The organism is Saccharothrix sp. CB00851 (assembly GCF_001905065.1).
In the GTDB taxonomy this organism is placed as follows: Bacteria; Actinomycetota; Actinomycetes; order Mycobacteriales; family Pseudonocardiaceae; genus Actinosynnema.
The window spans coordinates 40,787-59,713 of sequence record NZ_LWLC01000015.1; the positions used below are offsets into that span (position 1 = coordinate 40,787).

Annotated in this window: 18 protein-coding genes; 7 read left to right on the top strand and 11 right to left on the bottom strand. The window is 72.4% G+C overall.

Going from position 1 to position 18,927, the window contains the following annotated elements:
• The first annotated feature begins 8 nt into the window (after window positions 1-8).
• The 5 genes from A6A25_RS16825 to A6A25_RS16845 are packed head-to-tail and all read left to right on the top strand — an operon-like array spanning window position 9 to window position 5,269.
• Window positions 9-1,544: an ABC transporter substrate-binding protein gene (locus tag A6A25_RS16825; protein ID WP_073891041.1), complete on the top strand. Its 1,536-nt coding sequence runs from the start codon at window positions 9-11 to the stop codon at window positions 1,542-1,544.
• The gene (locus A6A25_RS16830) at window positions 1,541-2,485 is read left to right on the top strand and encodes an ABC transporter permease (protein ID WP_073891044.1); all 945 of its coding nucleotides are present in this window, start codon (window positions 1,541-1,543) and stop codon (window positions 2,483-2,485) included. Before A6A25_RS16825 ends, A6A25_RS16830 begins: the two co-directional genes overlap by 4 nt.
• A complete protein-coding gene (locus A6A25_RS16835; RefSeq protein ID WP_241828760.1) occupies window positions 2,482-3,252 on the top strand; it encodes an ABC transporter permease in 771 nt (256 codons plus the stop codon). The genes A6A25_RS16830 and A6A25_RS16835 overlap by 4 nt, the downstream gene beginning before the upstream one ends.
• A complete protein-coding gene (locus tag A6A25_RS16840) occupies window positions 3,249-4,721 on the top strand; it encodes an ABC transporter ATP-binding protein (RefSeq protein ID WP_073891047.1) in 1,473 nt (490 codons plus the stop codon). The genes A6A25_RS16835 and A6A25_RS16840 overlap by 4 nt, the downstream gene beginning before the upstream one ends.
• Complete coding sequence (locus A6A25_RS16845) at window positions 4,718-5,269, top strand: GNAT family N-acetyltransferase (protein WP_073891050.1); 552 nt, start codon at window positions 4,718-4,720, stop codon at window positions 5,267-5,269. The genes A6A25_RS16840 and A6A25_RS16845 overlap by 4 nt, the downstream gene beginning before the upstream one ends.
• 6 nt (window positions 5,270-5,275) lie before the next feature.
• On the opposite strand, the gene A6A25_RS16850 is transcribed toward A6A25_RS16845, so the two are convergent.
• Window positions 5,276-6,121: an SDR family oxidoreductase gene (locus A6A25_RS16850; RefSeq protein ID WP_073891053.1), complete on the bottom strand. Its 846-nt coding sequence runs from the start codon at window positions 6,119-6,121 to the stop codon at window positions 5,276-5,278.
• A gap of 247 nt (window positions 6,122-6,368) precedes the next feature.
• Between A6A25_RS16850 and A6A25_RS45535 the strand changes: the two genes are divergently transcribed.
• Window positions 6,369-7,586 (top strand): pectate lyase, encoded by a 1,218-nt coding sequence (locus A6A25_RS45535; RefSeq protein WP_083668410.1) that lies wholly within the window; start codon window positions 6,369-6,371, stop codon window positions 7,584-7,586.
• A 49-nt stretch (window positions 7,587-7,635) separates the two neighbouring features.
• Here the strand turns inward: A6A25_RS45535 and A6A25_RS16860 are convergent, their stop codons facing one another.
• The 9 genes from A6A25_RS16860 to A6A25_RS16900 all read right to left on the bottom strand — a co-directional run bounded on the left by A6A25_RS16860 (window position 7,636) and on the right by A6A25_RS16900 (window position 17,053).
• Window positions 7,636-8,877 (bottom strand): hypothetical protein, encoded by a 1,242-nt coding sequence (locus A6A25_RS16860; protein ID WP_073891056.1) that lies wholly within the window; start codon window positions 8,875-8,877, stop codon window positions 7,636-7,638.
• Window positions 8,874-9,380: a SigE family RNA polymerase sigma factor gene (locus tag A6A25_RS43070; RefSeq protein WP_073891059.1), complete on the bottom strand. Its 507-nt coding sequence runs from the start codon at window positions 9,378-9,380 to the stop codon at window positions 8,874-8,876. The genes A6A25_RS16860 and A6A25_RS43070 overlap by 4 nt, the downstream gene beginning before the upstream one ends.
• A 128-nt stretch (window positions 9,381-9,508) precedes the next feature.
• Entirely contained in the window at window positions 9,509-10,576 is a 1,068-nt protein-coding gene (locus tag A6A25_RS16870) for a CU044_5270 family protein (RefSeq protein WP_083668411.1), read from the bottom strand.
• Window positions 10,569-11,159, bottom strand: coding sequence for an RNA polymerase sigma factor (locus A6A25_RS16875; protein ID WP_143193212.1), 591 nt, complete (start codon window positions 11,157-11,159; stop codon window positions 10,569-10,571). The genes A6A25_RS16870 and A6A25_RS16875 overlap by 8 nt, the downstream gene beginning before the upstream one ends.
• A gap of 117 nt (window positions 11,160-11,276) precedes the next feature.
• Entirely contained in the window at window positions 11,277-12,386 is a 1,110-nt protein-coding gene (locus A6A25_RS16880) for an ABC transporter permease (protein WP_073891065.1), read from the bottom strand.
• Window positions 12,386-13,282 (bottom strand): ABC transporter ATP-binding protein, encoded by an 897-nt coding sequence (locus A6A25_RS16885; RefSeq protein WP_073891067.1) that lies wholly within the window; start codon window positions 13,280-13,282, stop codon window positions 12,386-12,388. Before A6A25_RS16885 ends, A6A25_RS16880 begins: the two co-directional genes overlap by 1 nt.
• Window positions 13,283-14,023: 741 nt before the next feature.
• On the bottom strand, window positions 14,024-14,698 hold the full coding sequence (locus A6A25_RS16890) for a response regulator (protein ID WP_073891070.1): 675 nt from the start codon (window positions 14,696-14,698) through the stop codon (window positions 14,024-14,026).
• Window positions 14,695-15,978 carry a sensor histidine kinase gene (locus tag A6A25_RS16895; protein WP_073891073.1) on the bottom strand — a complete coding sequence of 428 codons (1,284 nt, stop codon included), beginning with the start codon at window positions 15,976-15,978 and terminating at the stop codon, window positions 14,695-14,697. Before A6A25_RS16895 ends, A6A25_RS16890 begins: the two co-directional genes overlap by 4 nt.
• Window positions 15,979-16,078: 100 nt before the next feature.
• Window positions 16,079-17,053: an aldo/keto reductase gene (locus A6A25_RS16900; protein ID WP_198932736.1), complete on the bottom strand. Its 975-nt coding sequence runs from the start codon at window positions 17,051-17,053 to the stop codon at window positions 16,079-16,081.
• A gap of 74 nt (window positions 17,054-17,127) precedes the next feature.
• Here A6A25_RS16900 and A6A25_RS16905 point away from each other — a divergent pair, with 74 nt between their 5' ends.
• Window positions 17,128-17,940: a helix-turn-helix domain-containing protein gene (locus A6A25_RS16905; RefSeq protein WP_073891076.1), complete on the top strand. Its 813-nt coding sequence runs from the start codon at window positions 17,128-17,130 to the stop codon at window positions 17,938-17,940.
• 28 nt (window positions 17,941-17,968) lie between these two features.
• On the opposite strand, the gene A6A25_RS16910 is transcribed toward A6A25_RS16905, so the two are convergent.
• On the bottom strand, window positions 17,969-18,925 hold the full coding sequence (locus tag A6A25_RS16910; protein ID WP_241828761.1) for an LLM class flavin-dependent oxidoreductase: 957 nt from the start codon (window positions 18,923-18,925) through the stop codon (window positions 17,969-17,971).
• Window positions 18,926-18,927: the final 2 nt, after the last annotated feature.

Here is an 18,927-nt window from a genome sequence, read left to right on the forward strand (position 1 = left end):
GAACCACCATGCACTCCCTCAACCGCCGCGGTTTCCTCGGCCTCACCGCCGGGCTCTCGCTCGCCGCCCTCGCCGGGTGCGGCACCGCCGAACCGACCTCCGCCGCGTCCACCCCGCGCGCCGGCGGGCGGCTGCGCGCGGCGTTCGCCGGTGGCGGCGCCAAGGAGGTGCTCGACCCGCACCTGGCGAACCTGTTCGTGGAGGCCGCCCGGTCCAAGGCGCTGTACGACAAGCTCGCCGACCTCGGCCCGGACGTCTCCGCCCAGCCCAGACTGGCCGAGAAGTGGGAGTCCGACGCGAGCCTCACCCGCTGGCGGATCACCCTGCGGCAGGCCGCGTTCCACAACGGGCAGCCGGTGCGCGCGGAGGACGTGCTGGCCAGCTACGCCCGCATCCTCGACCCCGCCCGCGCGTTCCGGGCCAAGTCCAGCCTCGCGCTGATCGACCTGCCGAACAGCCGCGCGGTCGACGAGCGGACGGTGGAGTTCGCGCTGAAGCGGCCGTTCGTGGAGTTCCCCAACGTGCTGGCCGCGTTCGGCGCGTACATCGTGCCCGCCGGCGCCGAGGACTTCACCGCACCGGTCGGCTCGGGACCGTTCAGCTTCGTGTCCTTCGAGCCGGGCAAGTCGGTGCTGCTCAAGCGGTACGACGCGTACTGGGAGGGCGCGCCGCACCTGGACGAGCTGGAGTTCGTGATCGCCAACGAGGAGTCGGCGCGGGCGAACGCCCTGCTCGGCGGTCAGGTCGAGTACGCGCACGACCTCACCCCGACCACCGCGCGCGGTCACGCGGCGGGCGACCGGATGACGATCCACCGCGCGCCCAACAGCGCCGTGCAGGCGTTCGCGATGAAGCTCGACCGGCCGCCGTTCGACAACCGCGACCTGCGCGAGGCGATGTTCCTGCTGGCCGACCGGCCGCAGCTGGTCGAGTCGGTGCTGGCGGGCAGCGGGCAGATCGGCAACGACCTGTTCGGCAAGGGCTACCAGCACTACGCCGACGACATCCCGCAGCGCACCCGTGACCTGGACAAGGCCAAGTTCCTGATCAAGCGCGCCGGTGCCGAGGGCCTGACGGTCAAGCTGGACACCTCCACCGCCGCGGCGGGCATGGTCGAGGCCGCCACGGTGTTCGCCGACCAGGTCAAGGGCTCTGGCCTGACCATCGAGGTGGTCACGGGCAACAAGGACAGCTACTGGGCCGACACGCTCAAGAACGGCTCGATGTCGAGCTTCCGGTCCGGTGCGATGCCGATCGAGACGCACATCGCGCAACGCCTGCTGAGCGGTTCGGGCACCAACGTGACCAAGTGGGCCAGGCCGGAGTTCGACGCGCTGTACGACAAAGCGGTGTCCACTGTGGACGACAAGCAGCGCGGTGAGGTGTACCGGGAGATGCAGCGCTCCCTGCACGCCGAGGGCGGCTACCTGATGTGGGGGTTCGCGGACTGGATCGTCGGCGCGGCTCCGAACGTGGGCGGCATCTCCACCGCGCCCGCGAACACGCTCGATTGGGCGCGGTTCGACAAGGTGTGGTTGGGGTGAGCCTGCGCCGGTACGCGGTGCGGCGGCTGGCCATCGGGCTGGTCCAGGTGCTCGCCGTCGTCACCGTCGTGTTCCTGCTGGTGCAGGCGTTGCCGGGGGACGCGGCGGTGGCGTTGGCGGGCGACAACCCGGACCCGGGGCGGATCGAGCAGATCCGCGTCGCGATGGGGCTCGACCGGCCGCCGCTCGAACGGTTCGGCGAGTGGGTCGGGGGGTTGGCGCGGGGTGACTTCGGGGTGTCGTTGATCTCCGGGCGGCCGGTGGTGGAGTTCCTGCACGACGGGCTGGGTCCGACGCTCGTGCTGGCGGTGCTCGCCCTGGTGCTGCTCATCCCGTTGTCGGTGCTGCTGGGCGTGCTGGCGGCGTTGCGCGAAGGCGGGCCGGTGGACCGGGTGGTCACGACGGTCACCGTGGGTCTGCACTCGATCCCGGAGTTCGCGCTGGCCGTGGTGCTCATCGCGGTGTTCGGGGTGCAGCTGGGGTGGCTGCCGCCCACGGCGGTGGGCGCGGACCTGCTCGCGCAGCCCGCCGTGCTGGTGCTGCCGCTGGTGGTGCTGGTCGCCCGGCCGCTGTGCTCGATCAGCAGGCTGGTGCGCGCCGGGATGATCGACGCGCTGGCGTCCGACCACGTCCGGCACGCGCTCCGGCTGGGCATCGGCGTGACGCGGGTCCGGTTCGCGCACGCGTTGCCGAGCGCGCTCGCACCGGCCGTGCAGCAGGTGGCGCGGACGACCGACTGGTTGCTGGGCGGCGTGATCGTGGTCGAGGCGGTGTTCGTGATCCCCGGCCTGGGCACGATCCTGGTGGACGCGGTCGCGGGCCGTGACCTGCCGGTGGTGCAGGGGCTGGCGGTGGTGTTCGCGGTGACCACGGTGGTGGTGAACCTGGTCGCGGACCTGCTCGTGTTCCGGCTCGCGCCACGATCGGTGGCGATCGCGTGAAGGGCGTCGGCTGGCTGCTGTTGCTGGTGCCGTTGGCGTTGGCGCTGGTGGGGCCGTGGTTCGTGCCGGACGAGCTGACGCGTGGCGCGCCGTTCGTGGCGAACTCGTCGCTGGGCACGGACTTCGTCGGCCGCGACGTGTGGCACCAGGTGCTCGCGGGCGGGCAGACGGTGGTGCTGGTCGCGGTACTGGCCACGGTGTGCTCCTACTTCGTCGGCGTGCCGTGGGGCGTGGTGGCCGCGATGACCCGGCTGCGGATCGTGGACGAGGTGCTGATGCGGCCGCTGGACCTGCTGCTCGCGGTGCCGTCGCTGCTCGTGCTGATCCTGGTGGCCGCCATCGCCGGTCCCGGTCTGCCGGTGCTCGTCGGCGTCGTGGCGCTGGTCAACTTCCCCGACGTGGCGCGGATCTCGCGGGCCGCCGCGCTGGAGGTCGCCGGACGTCCGGCGCTGGAGGCGATGCGGATGCAGGGCGAGACGTGGTGGCGGACCTCCATCGTCTACACGGGACGGTCGATGCTGCGGACCCTGGCGGCGGACGTGGGAGTGCGGCTGACCGGCGCGCTGTACCTGGTGGCGTCGGCGAGCTTCCTGGGCGTCGGGGTGGCGCCGGACGCCGCCGACTGGGCCGTCATGGTCGACCGCAACCGGGTGGGCCTGTTCCTGCAGCCGTGGGCCGTGGTCGTGCCCGCGCTGCTGATCGTGGCGTTGTCGGTGGGGTTGAACCTGGTGTTCGACCGGGCGCTGAAGAAGGAGGCCCGGACGTGACGCCGGTGGTGCACGTGGAAGACCTGCGCGCGGTCGCCGGCTCGCGCACGCTGGTCGACGGTGTCAGCTTCGCGCTGGCCGCCGGGCAGGTGCTGGCCCTGGTCGGCGCGTCCGGCAGCGGCAAGACGACCACCGGGTTGGCGCTGCTCGGCGAGCACGCGCCGGGGGTGGCGGTGAGCGGGCGGGTCACGGTGACCGGGCGGGTCGGGTTCGTGCCGCAGCAACCGTCGGCGGCGCTGAACCCGGTGCGGCGGCTCGGTGGCGTGTTCCGCGAGATCGCCGCTTTGCACCCCGGTGACCGCGACGAGGTGATCGCGACCGCGTTGCGGCGGGCGCGGGTGCCGGCGGAGTTGTTGCGCCGCTACCCGCACGAGCTGTCCGGTGGCCAGCAGCAGCGGGTGGTGCTGGCGCAGGCGCTCATCGGCGACCCGGCGGTGCTGGTCGCGGACGAGCCCACCACCGGGCAGGACCCGATCACCCGGGCCGAAGTGGTGGACGAGCTGTCGTCGGTGGTGGCGCAGGGGGTGGCGTTGGTGCTGCTGACGCACGACCTGGACGTGGTGCGCGCGTTGGCGGACGAGGTGGTGGTGCTGCGGTCGGGACAGGTCGTGGAGGCGGGGCCGACCGCCGACGTGCTCGACCGGCCGCGTTCGGCCTACACCGCCGCGCTGGTGGCGGCACAGCCCCGCGTCACCGTGCCCGAGGAGCGCCCTGCCGTGCCGCCGAGGTTGGAGACGCGGTCACTGACCGCGCGGCACCGCACCACCACCGTGCTGCACGACGTGGACGTGCGGGTGGGCGCGGGCGAGTGCCTGGCGGTCGTAGGTCGCTCCGGCAGCGGCAAGACCACGTTCGCCCGGTGCGTCGCCGGGCTGCACGCCGGGTTCACCGGCGACGTGCTGCTGGACGGTCGTCCGCTGCCCCGCTCGTTGCGCCGCCGTTCCCGCTCGGAGCTGGCCGCGGTGCAGTACGTGTTCCAGGACGCCCGCGCGTCGTTCGACGCCTACCGGACGGTGCTCGACCAGGTCGGCCGGACCGCGGTGCGGCTCGGTGGCGTCGCCGACGCCCGGGAAGCGGCGTTGGCGGAACTGGCGGCCGTGGGGCTGGACGAGGCGACCGTGACGCGGCGCCCGGCCGGGCTGTCCGGCGGCGAACTGCAACGCGCGGCGTTGGCGCGCGCCCTGCTGGCCCGGCCGGACGTGCTGGTGTGCGACGAGATCACGTCCGGTTTGGACACCCTGACCCAGGCGAGCCTGCTCGACCAGCTCGCCGCGCTGACCTGCACCGTCGTGCTGATCAGCCACGACCTGGCCGTCGTCGCACGGCTCGCCGACCGCGTCGCCGTGCTGCACCGCGGGCACGTCGTCGAGCACGGACCGGCGGGCGACGTCCTGGGCTACCCCACCCATCCGGTGACCATCGGCCTGCTGGGCCGCTCAATGGAAGGAACAGAGGAGAGGAAGTCATGACCCTGTACCACCGCGAAGTCGGGCCCTATGAGGTCCGACGCGCGCTCCAGTCCGATTTGGACGGTGCGCGCAGCGTCATGCTGGACACGTTCTACCAGGAGTTCGGCTACGGATACCGGCCGGAGTGGCACGGCGACGTGATCGACCTGGAAGGCGCCTACCAGCGACCCGAGCGGCACGCGTTGTTCGTCGCGGTCAAGGGCGACGAGGTGGTGGCGACCACCGGCGTGCGCGCCACGGCCCCGGCCAGCCCGCCGCACCCCGCCTGGCTGGCCGAGCGCTACCCCGACGGCAGCACGGCGCAGCTGTTCCGCGTGTACGTGCGACCCGACCACCGCCGCGCCGGGCTGGCCAGGGCGTTGGTCGAGGTGGCGACGGAGTTCGTGGCGCGCACGCCCGGCTACGAACGGCTGTACCTGCACACCGACACCCGGATCGCCGGGGCGGAACCGTTCTGGCGGTCGGTGGCGGAGGAGGTGCACGACGCGCGTGACGGCGACCCGATTACCTTCCAGACCGTCCACTTCGAGATCCCGTTGCCGCGCTGAGCACCGCTACCGGCCACGTCGTCGGCGGAGCAGGTCCGCCGACGACGTGGCCGGGTGCCCGGTCAGGGTCGGCACGGCGTCGGTGACCCGGGCGAGTTCACCGTTGGCGATGGCGGTGTAGGTGGAGACCCAGGCGTCGAGCTGCCAGTCCGGCGCGCCGTACGAGGCGCGGGAGCGGTAGGCCTCCTCGACGGTCTCCGGGTGGTAGGTGATCGTCCGGCCGGTGGACTCGGCCAGCACGGCGGCGACCTCGTGGAGGGTCAGCGCCTCCGGCCCGGTGAGCTCGTAGGTGCGGTCGACGTGCGCGGCCGGGTCGGTGAGGACCGCGGTGACCGCGTCGGCGATGTCGTCCTGCGCCACGGCGGCCACCCGACCGTCACCGGCGGGACCGCGCAGCACGCCGTCGTCGCCGACCAGGGCGGGCAGGAAGTCGGCGTAGAGGTTGTCCCGCAGGAACGTGAACTTCAGGCCACCGGCCTCGATGCGCCGTTCGGTGGCCCAGTGGTCGCGGGCGAGCGTGAAAGTGGCGTTGGGGGCGGCGCCGGCGAACGAGAGGTAGACCAGGTGGGCGACCCCGGCGTCCTCCGCGGCGTCGATGAAGGCGCGGTGCTGGTCGACGCGGTCCTCGGACTCCGCGGCCGAGACCATGAGGACCGTGGTGACACCGCCGAGGGCCGCGCGAACGGCGTCGCGGTCGGCGAACTCCGCCTGGGCCACGGTGGTGCCGGGCAGCCGCGGCGCCCGGGACGGGTCGCGGACGAGCAGGACCTGGGCGTGCCCGGCGTCCGCGAGGCGGCGGGCGACCCGTCCACCGACGTGACCGGTGGCGCCCGTGACGGCGATCGGGGACATGCGGCGGATTCCTCTCGACGGTCGCGGTGAATTCGACTCAGTATTCGACTAACTTTCGGACAATGCGGCGAAACTTCTCCATGGTACCCGCACTGAATTCACGTGCATGAACATTCTCCCGATTTCGACCCCTTCGGGTTACCCTTCCTGGGAGCGCTCCCAGAATGTCCGCCGCCGTTGCCCTGTTCACGAATGTGCACCGCCGCTGGGAGTGGTTCGACCGATCCGGCTCGCAAGGAGGCGACGCATGAGTCCGCGCACGGGTACGCGCAAAAGAAAGCTGACCGGTCGGTTCGCGGCGATCACGGCCGCGGCCTCGGTGACGGCGGTGACCGCGGCGATGGTGGTGGCAGGCGGTCAGACCGCGCACGCGGCCGTGGGGTGCCGCGTCGACTACACCGTCGTGAACCAGTGGAACGGCGGGTTCGGCGCGAACGTCACGATCACCAACCTCGGTGACGCGCTGTCGAACTGGACCCTGGAGTGGACGTTCACCGCGGGCCAGCGCGTCGACCAGCTGTGGGGCGGCGAGTTCGGCCAGTCGGGCAGCACCGTGACGGTGCGCAACGCGAGCTGGAACGGCTCGCTGGCCACGGGCGCGAGCACCACGCCCGGCTTCAACGGCACGTGGTCCGGCTCCAACCCCGCGCCGACGTCGTTCAAGCTCAACGGGGTGACGTGCACCGGTTCGCCGACGAGCACGTCCACGTCCACGTCGACTTCAACCTCGACTACGTCGCGCACCACTACGACGACTACGACCACCACGACGTCGAACCCCGGTGGTGGTGATGGCAGTGGTCCGTGGCCGACGGACACGGGCAGTGTGCACCAGACGACGACGCGGAACGTGAGTACGTACTTCAACGGTGGGATGAAGCGGTACTACGGCATCGGTGACGGTGGTCAGGGTGAAGGTCAGGACCCGATGTTCGTGGTGGCCAACGGCGGCACGATCGAGAACGTGATCATCGACGCGCCGGCGGGTGACGGTATCCACTGCGAGGGTTCGTGCACGATCCGCAACGTGTGGTGGAACGACGTGGGCGAGGACGCGGCGACGTTCAAGGCGTCGAGCTCGTCGGCGACGTACCTGGTGGACGGTGGTGGCGCGAAGTCGGCGTCGGACAAGGTGTTCCAGCACAACGGTGCGGGCACGGTGACCATCCGCAACTTCCAGGTCCACAACGCGGGCAAGTTGTACCGGGCTTGTGGCAACTGCTCGACGTCGTACCAGCGGCACGTGGTGATGGACGGTGTGACGGCGCGGTCGACCAAGGTGTTGGCGGGTATCAACACCAACTGGGGTGACACGGCCCGGTTCTCCCGGATCACGGTGTACGGCAGTGCGGTGATCTGCGAGAAGTACCAGGGTGTGCCGAAGGGGTCCGAGCCGAAGAAGATCGGTGAGGGCGCGGACGGCAGGAACTGCTTCTACTCACCGTCCGACATCACCTGGCGGTAGCGAGAGCGGTGGTGCGGGCGCGAGGGAACTCCCCGCGCCCGCACCACGATCACCAGTGCAGGCCCGGCAGTTCCGCGATCCGGATCAGGTCCGCCTCGGACAGGGGCGGGGTCGGCCGGGTCGGGCGGTTGCCCGCGGGGCCGATGTCGGCGACGTTGGAGGTCTCGACGGTCAGCCAACTGCCGTCTGCCGCCCGCCTGTAGAGGCGGCTCGTGATCACACCGTCTTCCTTCGTCGTCGTCTCCACGGATGCCTTCCGGCCGCCGGCCAGCTCGACCAAGCGGCACGTAAGCCGGTCGCGGCAGGTCGGCTCACCGTCACGGGGGACGTCCACCGTCACCACCGTCAAGCCGCGGCCCTGCGCGTCGGCCAGGTTGGCGGCCGCGCGGTAGCCGCCCTGGCGGATGCGGAACCTCAGCACCGCCTCGTCCGACGGGAGGGCCCGTTCGACCGTCAAACCGGGAGGGAGCGCGCTCGCCAGCACCTGGTCGAGCTCGGCGGCACGTCGAGCCGACGGGTCGGCGGGGACCTGACGGCCCACCCACTGCACCTTCAACTGCGGCGCGGTGGCGATGGCGACCAGGCGGTCGTCGTCGAGGACCCGGTTCCGGGAGCCGGTGCCGCCGGTCTCCATGACGCGGACGTACGTGCCGTCGGTGCGCCACACGTCGGCGAAGGCCAGCGTCGCACCCGCGCCCTGTTCCACGGTGATCCGTGCCGTCGACCCGTCCGGCAGCGCCTTGATCGAGCACTGCGACTCCGGGATGAACCGAAGGCACTCGCCGGGCGGCTGGCCGCCCAGCGGCCTGGTGTAGACGATGACCGACCGGTCGCCCGTGAGCCTGAAGTCGCCGCCCCAACTGGCGTCGATGACGCACAACCGCAGCGGTGTGGCCTCGACCCCCGCCGGCAACGGCAGCGCGAACCCGGCGAACGCCTCGGTGAGCCGGGCGGACTCGGCCAGTTCCTCCGGCGTCGCGGAACCACGTGGCTGTTCGGGGTAGCCGCCCACCATCGCAGGCGCCGTGCAGCCCGGTGCCGGCGCCACGGACGACGTCACGCTCGTCGGCGACGTCGACAGCACCGCGGCGGGCGGGCCGGGTGACGGTGCGAACGTCCCGCTCACCGCGACCGCGGCCACCGCGACCACCCCCACCGCCGCGGTGGTCAGCACGCCGAGCCGCCGTGCCCGCCGCTTGCGCCCGTCCTGGACGACCCGCTCGAACTCCAGGCCCGACGCGGGCTCGTCCGCCAGCGCCGACCTGATCATCTCCCGCACCTCGTCACTCACGAGCCCTCCCACAGCACGCTCCGCTTGGCCGCCAGCGCACGCCGCAGGGCGCCGAGCCCCTTGGACACCTGGCTCTTCACCGTTCCCTCGCTACAGCCGAGCGCGGCCGCCGTCTCGGCGACCGGCAGGTCCTCCCAGTACCGCAGCACGACCGCGGCACGCTGCCTGGGCGGCAGCGCGGCCAACGCGCGCCGCACGTCCATGGCCTCCTCGACCCCCGTCGACGCCTCGGCCACCTCCGGCACCGCCTCGACCACCGTCTCCGGCCGCCGTCCCCGCCACCGCGACTCGTCGATGACGGCCCTGACCAGCACCTTGCGCACGTACGCGTCGACCCGCCCGGTCCGGTCCAACCTCCCCCAGTGCACGTAGACCTTGGCCAGCGCCGTCTGCGCCAGGTCCTCGGCCCGGTGCCAGTCACCGCACAACAAGAAGGCGGTCCGCCGCACGACGGCCGCCCGTGCCTCGAAGTAGGCCCGGAACTCGCGGTCCCGATCCTGCACGTGACACCTCCTCCACTCGGTCACCCCCTATACGGCGGCCGACCGCACCCCGTTGCCCGTAACTTTGGGTGATCACGGCGAAGGGCCCGTGCGCTCCCCGGCGCACGGGCCCTCCTCCGCTTCCCCGATCAGCCGGCGGGCTTGGTGCCGATGGTGTCCACGACCCCCGTCGTCACCGAGGTGAACGACACCACGGTGCCGGTGTCGAACTCGCCCAGCCAGTCGGTCACGACCTGGCGCTCGCCGATGAACTGCCCGGTCTCCGGGTCGATGATGATGTCGTGGCGCCGGTCGCCGTCGTCGACGCCGAGGGCGATGCCGACGCGCCCGGCCAGGTTCGCCTGCCGCTCGGTCACCTCCAGGCCGGGCAGCCTGGTCAGCGCCTGGTACAGGGCGGCGCGCAGGTCCTTGCCGATCAGCCCGCTGCGCAGCGCGTCGGCGGCGTAAGTGAGCATCGCGGCGTCACCCCGGTCCGGCGCGTCGGCCCGCAACCGCTCGTAGAGCGCGCCCGGGTCGGTCGGCAGGCTCGCCTGCCACCGCGCGTTCGGCTGCTGCCAGGAGCCGGCGTCCTGGCAGCCGGATTCGCCGAAGAAGTCGCCGCACGGTGCGCGCCACTCGCCCTCCGGCCAGCGGCTGTCGGTGCCCACGCGGGCCGCGTCCGCCTCCTCCGCCGTGCCGACCACCCACTGCACGTTGCCGGTGATGTCCTGGCGCAGCATCCACTCGTCGCGCGGGTCCGCCGGTTCCCACGTCTCCTTCAGGTGCTCGGCGAGCCACGCGAACTCCCGGCCGTCCCTCGACGTCGTCGACCCCATCCACCAGGCGTGCGTGGCGACGTAGCGGTACCGGCCGGGCCCGACGGGCTCGTCCACCGCCCCGATCGCTCGCGCGGCGGCGCTGTCCAGCGCCTGCACGGCCTCGGCGGTCGCCGGCGCGGAACCGCCGAACGACACGGTCTGCGCCAGCAGCGTGCCGGCCACCAGCACGGCCACCGCCGCCGCACCGATCAGCAGGCGCCGGGTGGACCGTCGCGGTCGCTTCCCGCGCGCCGGTCCAGCCTGCTCGATCGTCGCGATCAGGGCCGCCCTGGCCTCGGCGAGCACCGGCGCGTCCGGGCGGACGTCGGCCCGCAGGACGTTCAGCGCGGAGTCCAGCTCGTCGTCGGTCCAGACGCGGCGGACGTAGTGGTCACTCATCACCGCTCCTCAGGTGCTCGGTGTTCGACGCGTGGGCCCGCAGTCGCTGCCGCACGCGGTGCAGCCGGGAGCGGACCGTGCCGACGGGGATGCCGAGCGCCTCGGCGACCTCGTTCGAGTCCAGCCCCGCCCAGCTGGTCAGCAGCAGCACGTCCCGGTCGCCCGGCTCCAGCGCGACCAGCGCACCGGCCAGCAGCCGGGCCCGCGCCGAGGCGTCGACCTGGTCGGCCACCCGGTTGTCGTGGTCCTCGGCACCCGCGGCGGACCCGGCCGCCCGTGCCGCCGCCCGCAGGCCGCGCACCTCCTGCCGCACGTGTCGGCGCAGCAGGTTCGTGGCGATGCCGTAGAGCCAGGACCGCGCCGTGCCGCGGCCGGGGTCGTACCCGGCGCGGGTCTGGAACGCGATCAGGAACGTCTCGCCGACCAGGTCGTCGGCCAGGTCGCCGACCCGGCGCGCCAGGTACCTGTGCAGCGGCCGGGAGTGCCGGTCGAACAGGTGCCCGAAGATCCGCGCCGGGTGCGGTCCTGACAGGTCCGGCCGGTCGGCGTCCGACGCACCACCGCCGTCCGCGTGCTCGGTCATCATCCTCACACCGGGTGTTGCCCGCAGCGCGCCGTCACGTTCACGCCGACCGCGCGACGTCGGGTGCCCCGCTCACGTCCGCGAGCGGGGCACCCCGAGTCTGCCGGACCGGGTGGGTCACCCCTCCCGGGCCCAGGCCTTGGACAGGGCGAGCTTGCCACCGGTGTGCAGCAGCGAGCCCGAGTAGATCCGGCTCGCCAGCAGCACGGTCAGCACCACCGTCCCGGCCAGCAACCCCAGCGCCAGCAACGGCTCCCACACCGCCGCGTCACCGGCGAACAGCCGCACCGGCATCGCGATCGCCGACGAGAACGGCAGGAACGACAGCACGGTGAGCACGGTGGCGTTGTCGGAGAAGAACATCACGCCGAAGTACGGTCCCATCACCAGCATCATCACCAGGCCCATGCTCGAACCCAGGTCCTCCTGCCTGCTGACCAGCGACCCGGCGACCGCCCACATCGAGGCCAGCAGCACGAACCCGAACACCAGGAACGGCACGAACCAGCCCAGCGCGGGCGCGATCAGGGCCAGCAGCTCCTGGTGCCCGCCCAGCCGCAACGCGACCGGCCCGGCCACCGCGATCACCACCACCTGGCCGATCGTCAGCAGGGAGTGCCCCGCGATCTTGCCCGCCAGCAGCGCCCGCACCGGGACCGTCGACACCAGGATCTCCACGATCCGGGTCTGCTTCTCGGTGACCGTGCTCTGCGCGATCGCCGTCCCGCTCATGCCGACGATGAGGAACACCATGGCGAACACCATGATCGCCAGCTGCCGCTGGTCCTGGCCGACCTCGGCCGGGTCGAGCAGGTCGACCGGCGGCGCGGTGCGCAACGCGGCCACCACGCTGTTCGGCGGGTCGTTCAGCGCGAGCACGCGGATGCCCGTGGCGGACTCTCCCGTCGTGTCCGGCACGACCGCCGCCCTCACCTCGTCCGCCCGGATGAGCGCCTCGGCGGCGGCCACGTCGGCGACTTCGCGCACGTCCAGACCGGTGTCCCGCAACGCCTCCGCGGCCTGCGAACCGACCGTGGCGACCTTGGTCTCACCGCCGCCGAACACGGTCGGCAGGATCGAGATCGCGAACAGGCCGACCACGACCACGGCGAGCCCGATCCAGAAGCCCTTGGACCGCAGGAACACCTTGATCTCGCGCTCGGCGACCAACCGGGTGGCCGCGACGAACCCGCGCGACCCGCCGTCCTGCTCCGTCACGCCGGTCATCAGATGACCTCCTTGAAGATCTCGTCGAGCGTCGGGACGACGGGGGTGAAGCTGCGCACGGGCCCGCGGCGCAGGGCCGCCTCCAGGACGACCTGGTCCACGCCCGGGTCGCCGCCCTGGTCACCGTCCGGTTCGAACACCACGCGGGGACCGTCGACGTCGACCACCCGGACACCGGGCACGTCCCGCACCCACCCCGCGTCGGACGCCACGACCAACTCGAACCGCGTGGTGCCGTACCGGGCGCGCAGCTCGTCACGCGCGCCACCGGCCGCGATCCGGCCACCGGAGATGATCACCACGTCGTCGCACAGCCGTTCCACCACCGACAGCTGGTGGCTGGAGAACAGCACGGGCACACCGTTCGCGGCCCGCTCGCGCAGCACACCGAGCACCGTCTCGACCGCGATCGGGTCCAGCCCGGAGAACGGCTCGTCCAGGATCAGCATCACGGGGTCGTGCACCAGCGCGGCGGCGACCTGCGCGCGCTGCTGGTTGCCCAGCGACAGCTCTTCGAGCTTGTCCTTCGCCCGGTGGCCGAGTTCGAGCTGGTCGAGCAGCCGCTCGGTGTTGCGCCGCGCCACGTCCCGGTCGAGGCCGTGCAGCTGGCCGAGCCAGCTGATCTGCTCGGCGACGCCCATCTTCGGGTAGAGGCCGCGCTCCTCGGGCATGTACCCGAACCTCTGCCGCACCGCGCCGGTCACCGGCGAACCCTGCCAGGACACCGCGCCGCCGTGCGCGGCGAGGACGCCGAGGACGATGCGCATGGTGGTGGTCTTACCCGACCCGTTCGCGCCCAGGAACCCGGTCATGCGGCCGGGCCGGACCTCGAACGACACCCCGTCGAGGACCTGGTGGTCGCCGAAACTCCGGCTGACCGACGTCACTGTCAACATGGCGTCAACGCTAGGTCGTGGACGGTTGCGGCACGTCCGGCGCGAGACCGACTGGCCGGGTCCTCCTCACGGAGGACCCCACGTTCCACGCGAAGACCTGAAAACTTCGAAAAGCATGTCCTCGCCGGACGGGCAGATCAGCAGGATGACATCCCCCGGTCCCGTCTCCCTCTTGTCCCGTTGGGAACGCCGGTTGGGTTGGTGGTCCCGGGGTACGTGTCATCCCACCGACCTCCCTCCGGGCTACCACACGCGTCAAGGGGGCCCCGAAGTTGGAGGATCAGGCAACGCTGGCACGAGGCCCCCTTGACCCGTGCGGTAGGGCTACGCCAGGTCGGCGGGATGACACGAACCCCTACCTCTGCAAAGCGGCTGCCCCCCGCCCCGGGCCCGTTCGTCCCCGCGCTCGTCGGCGACACCCGCGCGCTGTGCAACGGGCACGTCCTTCTCCCCAATAGGAGGGCTTCGTGTCATCCCGCCGACCTGGCGCAGCCTTACCGCACGTGTCAAGGGCGGCGCGTCCAGCTTTGCCTCCTACTTCACTTCGGGCTCGCGCCGCCCTTGACACGTGTGGTAACCCGGAGGGAGGTCGGTGGGATGACACGGAGTCCGGGACCACGACCCAACGGGAGTTCCCGACGGGACAAGACGGAGACGGGACCGGGGGATGTCATCCTGCTGATCTGCCCGTCCGGCGAGGACGCTTTCATCTTTTAGCTTTTCAAGCTCCTGCCATCCACCTCAGCCCCGACCCGGCTCCACGATCCCGTGCTCATACGCAAACACCACGGCGTGCGTCCGATCGCGCAGCCCCAGCTTGGCCAGGATGCGCGACACGTGCGTCTTCACCGTCGTCTCGCCCAGGAACAGCGCACCGGCGATCTCCGCGTTGCTCGCGCCACGCGCCAAGTGGACCAGCACCTCGAACTCACGATCGGTCAGCTCCCTCGGTCTCCGACTCGTCATGGCCGGCTGCACGGGCTCGGTGAACCGGGCGATGACCCGGCGGGTGACCTCCGGCGACAGCAGGGCGTCACCCCGCGCGACGATCCGCACCGAGTCGACCAGGTCCTCCGGCGAGGCGTTCTTGAGCAGGAAACCGCTCGCACCGGCCCGCAACGCCTCGAACAGGTAGTCCTCGCGATCGAACGTGGTGAGGATGACGACCTTGATCGGGTTACCCGCGCCCGCCGGGCCGAGGATGCGCCGGGTGGCCTCCAGCCCGTCCACGCCCGGCATCTGCACGTCCATCAGCACGACGTCCGGCCGCAGCCGGCCGACCACCTCCACGGCCTCGACGCCGTCCCGCGCCTCGCCGACGACCTCGATGTCGTCCTCGGTGCCGAGGATCACCCGGAAGCCCGCCCGGACCAGGTCCTGGTCGTCGGCGAGCACCACGCGCAACGGGTCCGTCATGCGGGGAACCTCGCACACACCCGGTACCCTGCGTCACGGCGGGGTCCGGCTTCCAGCTCACCGCCGTGCACCGCGACCCGTTCCCGCATGCCGACCAGCCCGAACCCGGCTCCCGACATCCCGCCGCGCCCCCTGCCGTCGTCGGTGACCTCGACCTCCAGCGACTTCTCCAGGAACCGCACCCGCACGTCGGCCTTGCTCGCGTCCGCGTGCTTCACCACGTTCGTCAACGACTCCTGCACGATCCGGTACACCGACAGGGCGACGCCCTCCGGCACCGGACGCGGCTCCCCGTACACGCCGTGCACCACGTCGAGCCCCGCCGAACGGGCCTGTTCCGCCAAGTCGGCCAGCTGGTCCAAGCCGGGCGACGACGTCTCGCCCGCACCCTCCCGGACCTCTTCCTCGGGGTCGGCGCGCAGCACGCCCAGCAGGCCGCGCAGTTCACCGATGGCCGTGCGCGCGGTGTCCTCGACGGTCCGCAACGCCTCGCGGGCCAGCTCGTGGTCGCGGTCGAGCACCCGGCGTGCCGCGCCCGCCTGCACGCCCATCACCGACACGTGGTGCGCCACGACGTCGTGCAGGTCGCGGGCGATGCGCACGCGTTCGGCGACGATCGCGCCCCGCGTGTTCTGCTCCTGCGACCGGCGCAGCTGCTCGGCCCGGTGCTCCAGCTCGGCCTGCCGGCGGGCGGAGACCCACGCCATGTCGCCGAAGAAGTACGCGGACAGGAAGAACAGCGCGTTGAGCCCGATGCCGTAGAGCACGGTCGCGAGCACCGGGTCGAGCGGCCCGGCCGCGTCCTCGAACGGCGGTGTCGGCGACACCATGAACTCCACCAGCCCGAAGCCGAGCCAGCCGAACATCACCGCCATCACCGCGATCCGCGCCCACCGCGCCCGCGTCCGGTCCGGGCCCCACGCGCCCGCGCCGAAGATGGCCAGGAACAACGCGACGGACGGCACGAGGGTGTCCCCGACCTGCCGCACCTGGACCGCGATGAACACCGCGGCGACCACGAACAGCACGGTCACCGGGAAGCACCGCCGCACCACCAGCGGCAGGGCCAGCGCGAGGCTCCAGGCCAGCTGCTCGGCCAGCGGCGGTCCGCTGTCCCACGGGCTCACACCCATGCTGTTCACCAGCACCGTCATCACCACGGCACCCGCCAGCACCGCGAGCGCCAGCGAGACGTCGCGCCGCCACTGGCCCGTGGCCGGCCCGGGCCGCCGCCACCGCGCCCACTCGGGCTCGCCCTCGTGGGACCGTTCGTCCGTCATGCCGAGAACGTAACCCGGAACGTGACCCGGCCACGTCGGAAGCCGCCGTCGACTGCCCCGACCTTCAACGCGGCTCGGCCCCTCAGCGCGGCTCGGCCCCTCAGCGCGGCTCGACCCTGGTGGCCGTGTCGCCGAACACGAACGGGGACGGCTCGCACTCGGCGATGAAGTCGCCGGGGAAACCGAGCTCGAACGCCACCGCCGCCTCCAGCCGGCGCACGGCGTCGCCGGTCAAGGTCAGGTCCAGCGCTTCCAGGTTCTCGGTGAGCTGCGCGACGCTGCTCACGCCGACCAACGGCAGCACGGCGCGCGACTTGGCGCGCGTCCACGCCACCGCGACCTGCGCGGGCCGTGCGCCCAGCTCGTCCGCCACCTCCCGGACGGCACGGGCCGCCGCGCGTTCCCGTTCGGTGAGCGAAGCCGGGTCCGCGCGCCTGCCCGCCGCCCCGGTCAGCTTGCCCGCCGCCAGCGGTGCCCAGGCGGTCACGCTCAGGCCCAGCGCCTCGGCCATCGGCAGCAGTTCCCGCTCGATATCGCGGTTCAGCAGGTTGTAGGGCACCTGGAGCCCGGCGAACGGTGTCCAGTCACGCCACTGCGCGAGGGTGTTGGCGCGGGCGACGACCCAGGCCGGTGCGTCCGAGATGCCGGTGTAAAGGATCTTGCCCGCGCGCACGGCGTCGTCCAACGCGCGCATGGTCTCCTCGACCGGGGTGTGCCGGTCCCAGATGTGCACCCAGTAGACGTCGACGTAGTCGGTGCGCAGCCGGCGGAGGCTGCGGTCCAGCGACGCGGTCAGGTTCTTGCGGTGGTTGCCGGAGGCATTGGGGTCGGCGGCGTCGCGGGACAGCGTGTACTTCGTGCCGATGACGAACCGGTCGCGCCGCCGGACGATCGAGCCGAGCAGTTCCTCGCCCGCGCCGTAGGCCGACGCGGTGTCGAGCACGTTGCCGCCCGCGTCGGCGTAGGCGTCCACGATGCGGCGCGCCTCGGTGGGGTCGTCGAACGTCATGGTGCCCAGCAGCAGTTCCGACACACGCAAACCGGTCTGGCCGAAGAGCCGGTACTTCATGGTCATGCCCACAGCCTGCGACCGCGGCCCGGCCGGAGGGAGGCCCTCGCAGGGACCCCCTCCGCCTAGACTCGCCAACCATGAACGCGTTGGGCGGGTTCCTGCGGGCACGCCGGGAGGCGATCACCCCGGCCGAGGTGGGTCTCCCGTCCGGTCCGCGCCGCCGCACGCCGGGTCTGCGCCGGGCCGAGTTGGCCGCGCTGGCCGGTGTCAGCGTCGAGTACCTCACCCGGTTGGAACGCGGGCGCGACCGCCACCCGTCCGCACAGGTGATCGGGGCGTTGGCGGACGCGTTGCGGCTGTCGTCGCACGAACGCGTCCACCTGCACCGCCTGGTGAAGGCGGGCGGCGCGGTGTGCTCGGCAGTACTGGAACCACGTCCGGTGCGGCCCACCGTGCTGGCGCTGCTCGACCGGCTGGAGCCGACGCCCGCGTTCGTCGCCGACGCCCAGGGCGACCTGCTCGCGTGGACCGCCGGGTTCCGCCTGCTGGCCGCGCCGTCCGGTCTGCTGGACGTCGAACGCCCCAACTTCGCGCGGTTCGTGTTCGGTGACCCCAGGGCGCGCACGACGTTCCCCGATTGGGATCGCGTGGCCGACGACCGTGCGGCTGCCCTCCGTGCCGCCGCGGACCTCGGTGACGGCTCGGCGGCGGCCCTGGCCGAAGAACTCTCCATCACCGCGGGCACCGACTTCGGCCGTCGCTTCACCGCCGGGTCGGTGCCCGGCGGGACGGGCGTGGAGCGCTGGCAGCACCCCGAGCACGGCGAGCTGCGGCTGGCCTACGAAACCCTGGCCGTGCCCGGCGACGAGGACCACCGCCTCGTCGCCTACCTCCCGGCCGACCCGGCGACGGCACAGGCCCTCGACGCCGCCCACGCCTACGCGTCGTAGTCCTCACAGCACCGCCGCGTCGTAGTCCTCACAGCACCGCGGCGAGCTGTTCCACCGCCTCCAGGGGGTCCGGCCCGACCGGGATCAGCACGGCGCTGTCCACGCCGGCGGCGAACAGTTCGGCCAGGCGGGACTTCGCGTCGGCGGCCGTGCCGGTCACGGCCAGTTGCCGCACCCACTCCTCCGGCAGACGCCGCACGAACTCTTCCCGGCTGTCGCACGACCGGCGCAGGGCGGCGAACTCCGCGGCGAACGGCAGCGGTGCCAGGTGGGGTGCCCAGTCCGGCTCGCCGATCCACTCCAGGCCGGTCCGCACGGCGTCGATCGCCACCGACGCGTCCGGGTGCACGGCGGCCACGTTGTAGCCGACGAGGCGGTGCGGCCGGTCCGCGTCGATGTGCGCCAGCGCCGCCCGCGCGTACTCCGGCGTGGTCGGCTCGGCCAGGATCGTGCCGTCCGCCGCCCGCCCCGACACGGCCAGCGAACGCGGACCGCGCACACCCGCCAGCACGAGCGGCGGGTGGTCGGGCACGGACGAGTCCTCCAGGCGCACGCCGTCCAGCTCGACGTACTCGCCCCGCTCCACCGAGTTCCCGCGCACCAGGGCCGTCACCGCGCCCAGGTACTCCTCCAGCATCGTGAGCGGACTGGCGGGCCACTCCCCCACCGACTTCATCCACCCGGGCATGCCGTGCCCGATGCCGATGTCGATCCGGCCGGGGAACAGCTGGGCCAGCGTCGCCGACTCCATCGCGGCGAACGCGGCGTTGCGCGCGCCGACGGGCAGCAACCCGATGCCGACCCGGATCCGCCCGGTCGCCGCCAGCACCGCCGCGGCCTGGCCGATCCCGCCCCGGAAACCCAGGTCCTCCACCACCCACAGCTCGTCGAACCCCAGCTCGTCGGCACGCCGGGCGAACGGCAGCACCCGCGCGGGCGCCAGGTCGCGGGGCAGCATGACCCCGACCGATCCGGATCTGCTCAAGA

Bases quoted from the DNA above. Each gene is read 5' to 3' on its own strand.
- A6A25_RS16900 (WP_198932736.1), bottom strand. From the start codon at position 17,053: ATGACCATGAAGTACCGGCTCTTCGGCCAGACCGGTTTGCGTGTGTCG.
- A6A25_RS16905 (WP_073891076.1), top strand. From the start codon at position 17,128: ATGAACGCGTTGGGCGGGTTCCTGCGGGCACGCCGGGAGGCGATCACC.
- A6A25_RS16885 (WP_073891067.1), bottom strand. From the start codon at position 13,282: ATGTTGACAGTGACGTCGGTCAGCCGGAGTTTCGGCGACCACCAGGTC.
- A6A25_RS16825 (WP_073891041.1), top strand. From the start codon at position 9: ATGCACTCCCTCAACCGCCGCGGTTTCCTCGGCCTCACCGCCGGGCTC.
- A6A25_RS16875 (WP_143193212.1), bottom strand. From the start codon at position 11,159: ATGACCGAGCACGCGGACGGCGGTGGTGCGTCGGACGCCGACCGGCCG.
- A6A25_RS16895 (WP_073891073.1), bottom strand. From the start codon at position 15,978: ATGACGGACGAACGGTCCCACGAGGGCGAGCCCGAGTGGGCGCGGTGG.
- A6A25_RS16845 (WP_073891050.1), top strand. From the start codon at position 4,718: ATGACCCTGTACCACCGCGAAGTCGGGCCCTATGAGGTCCGACGCGCG.
- A6A25_RS16850 (WP_073891053.1), bottom strand. From the start codon at position 6,121: ATGTCCCCGATCGCCGTCACGGGCGCCACCGGTCACGTCGGTGGACGG.
- A6A25_RS45535 (WP_083668410.1), top strand. From the start codon at position 6,369: ATGAGTCCGCGCACGGGTACGCGCAAAAGAAAGCTGACCGGTCGGTTC.
- A6A25_RS16890 (WP_073891070.1), bottom strand. From the start codon at position 14,698: ATGACGGACCCGTTGCGCGTGGTGCTCGCCGACGACCAGGACCTGGTC.
- A6A25_RS16880 (WP_073891065.1), bottom strand. From the start codon at position 12,386: ATGACCGGCGTGACGGAGCAGGACGGCGGGTCGCGCGGGTTCGTCGCG.
- A6A25_RS16870 (WP_083668411.1), bottom strand. From the start codon at position 10,576: ATGAGTGACCACTACGTCCGCCGCGTCTGGACCGACGACGAGCTGGAC.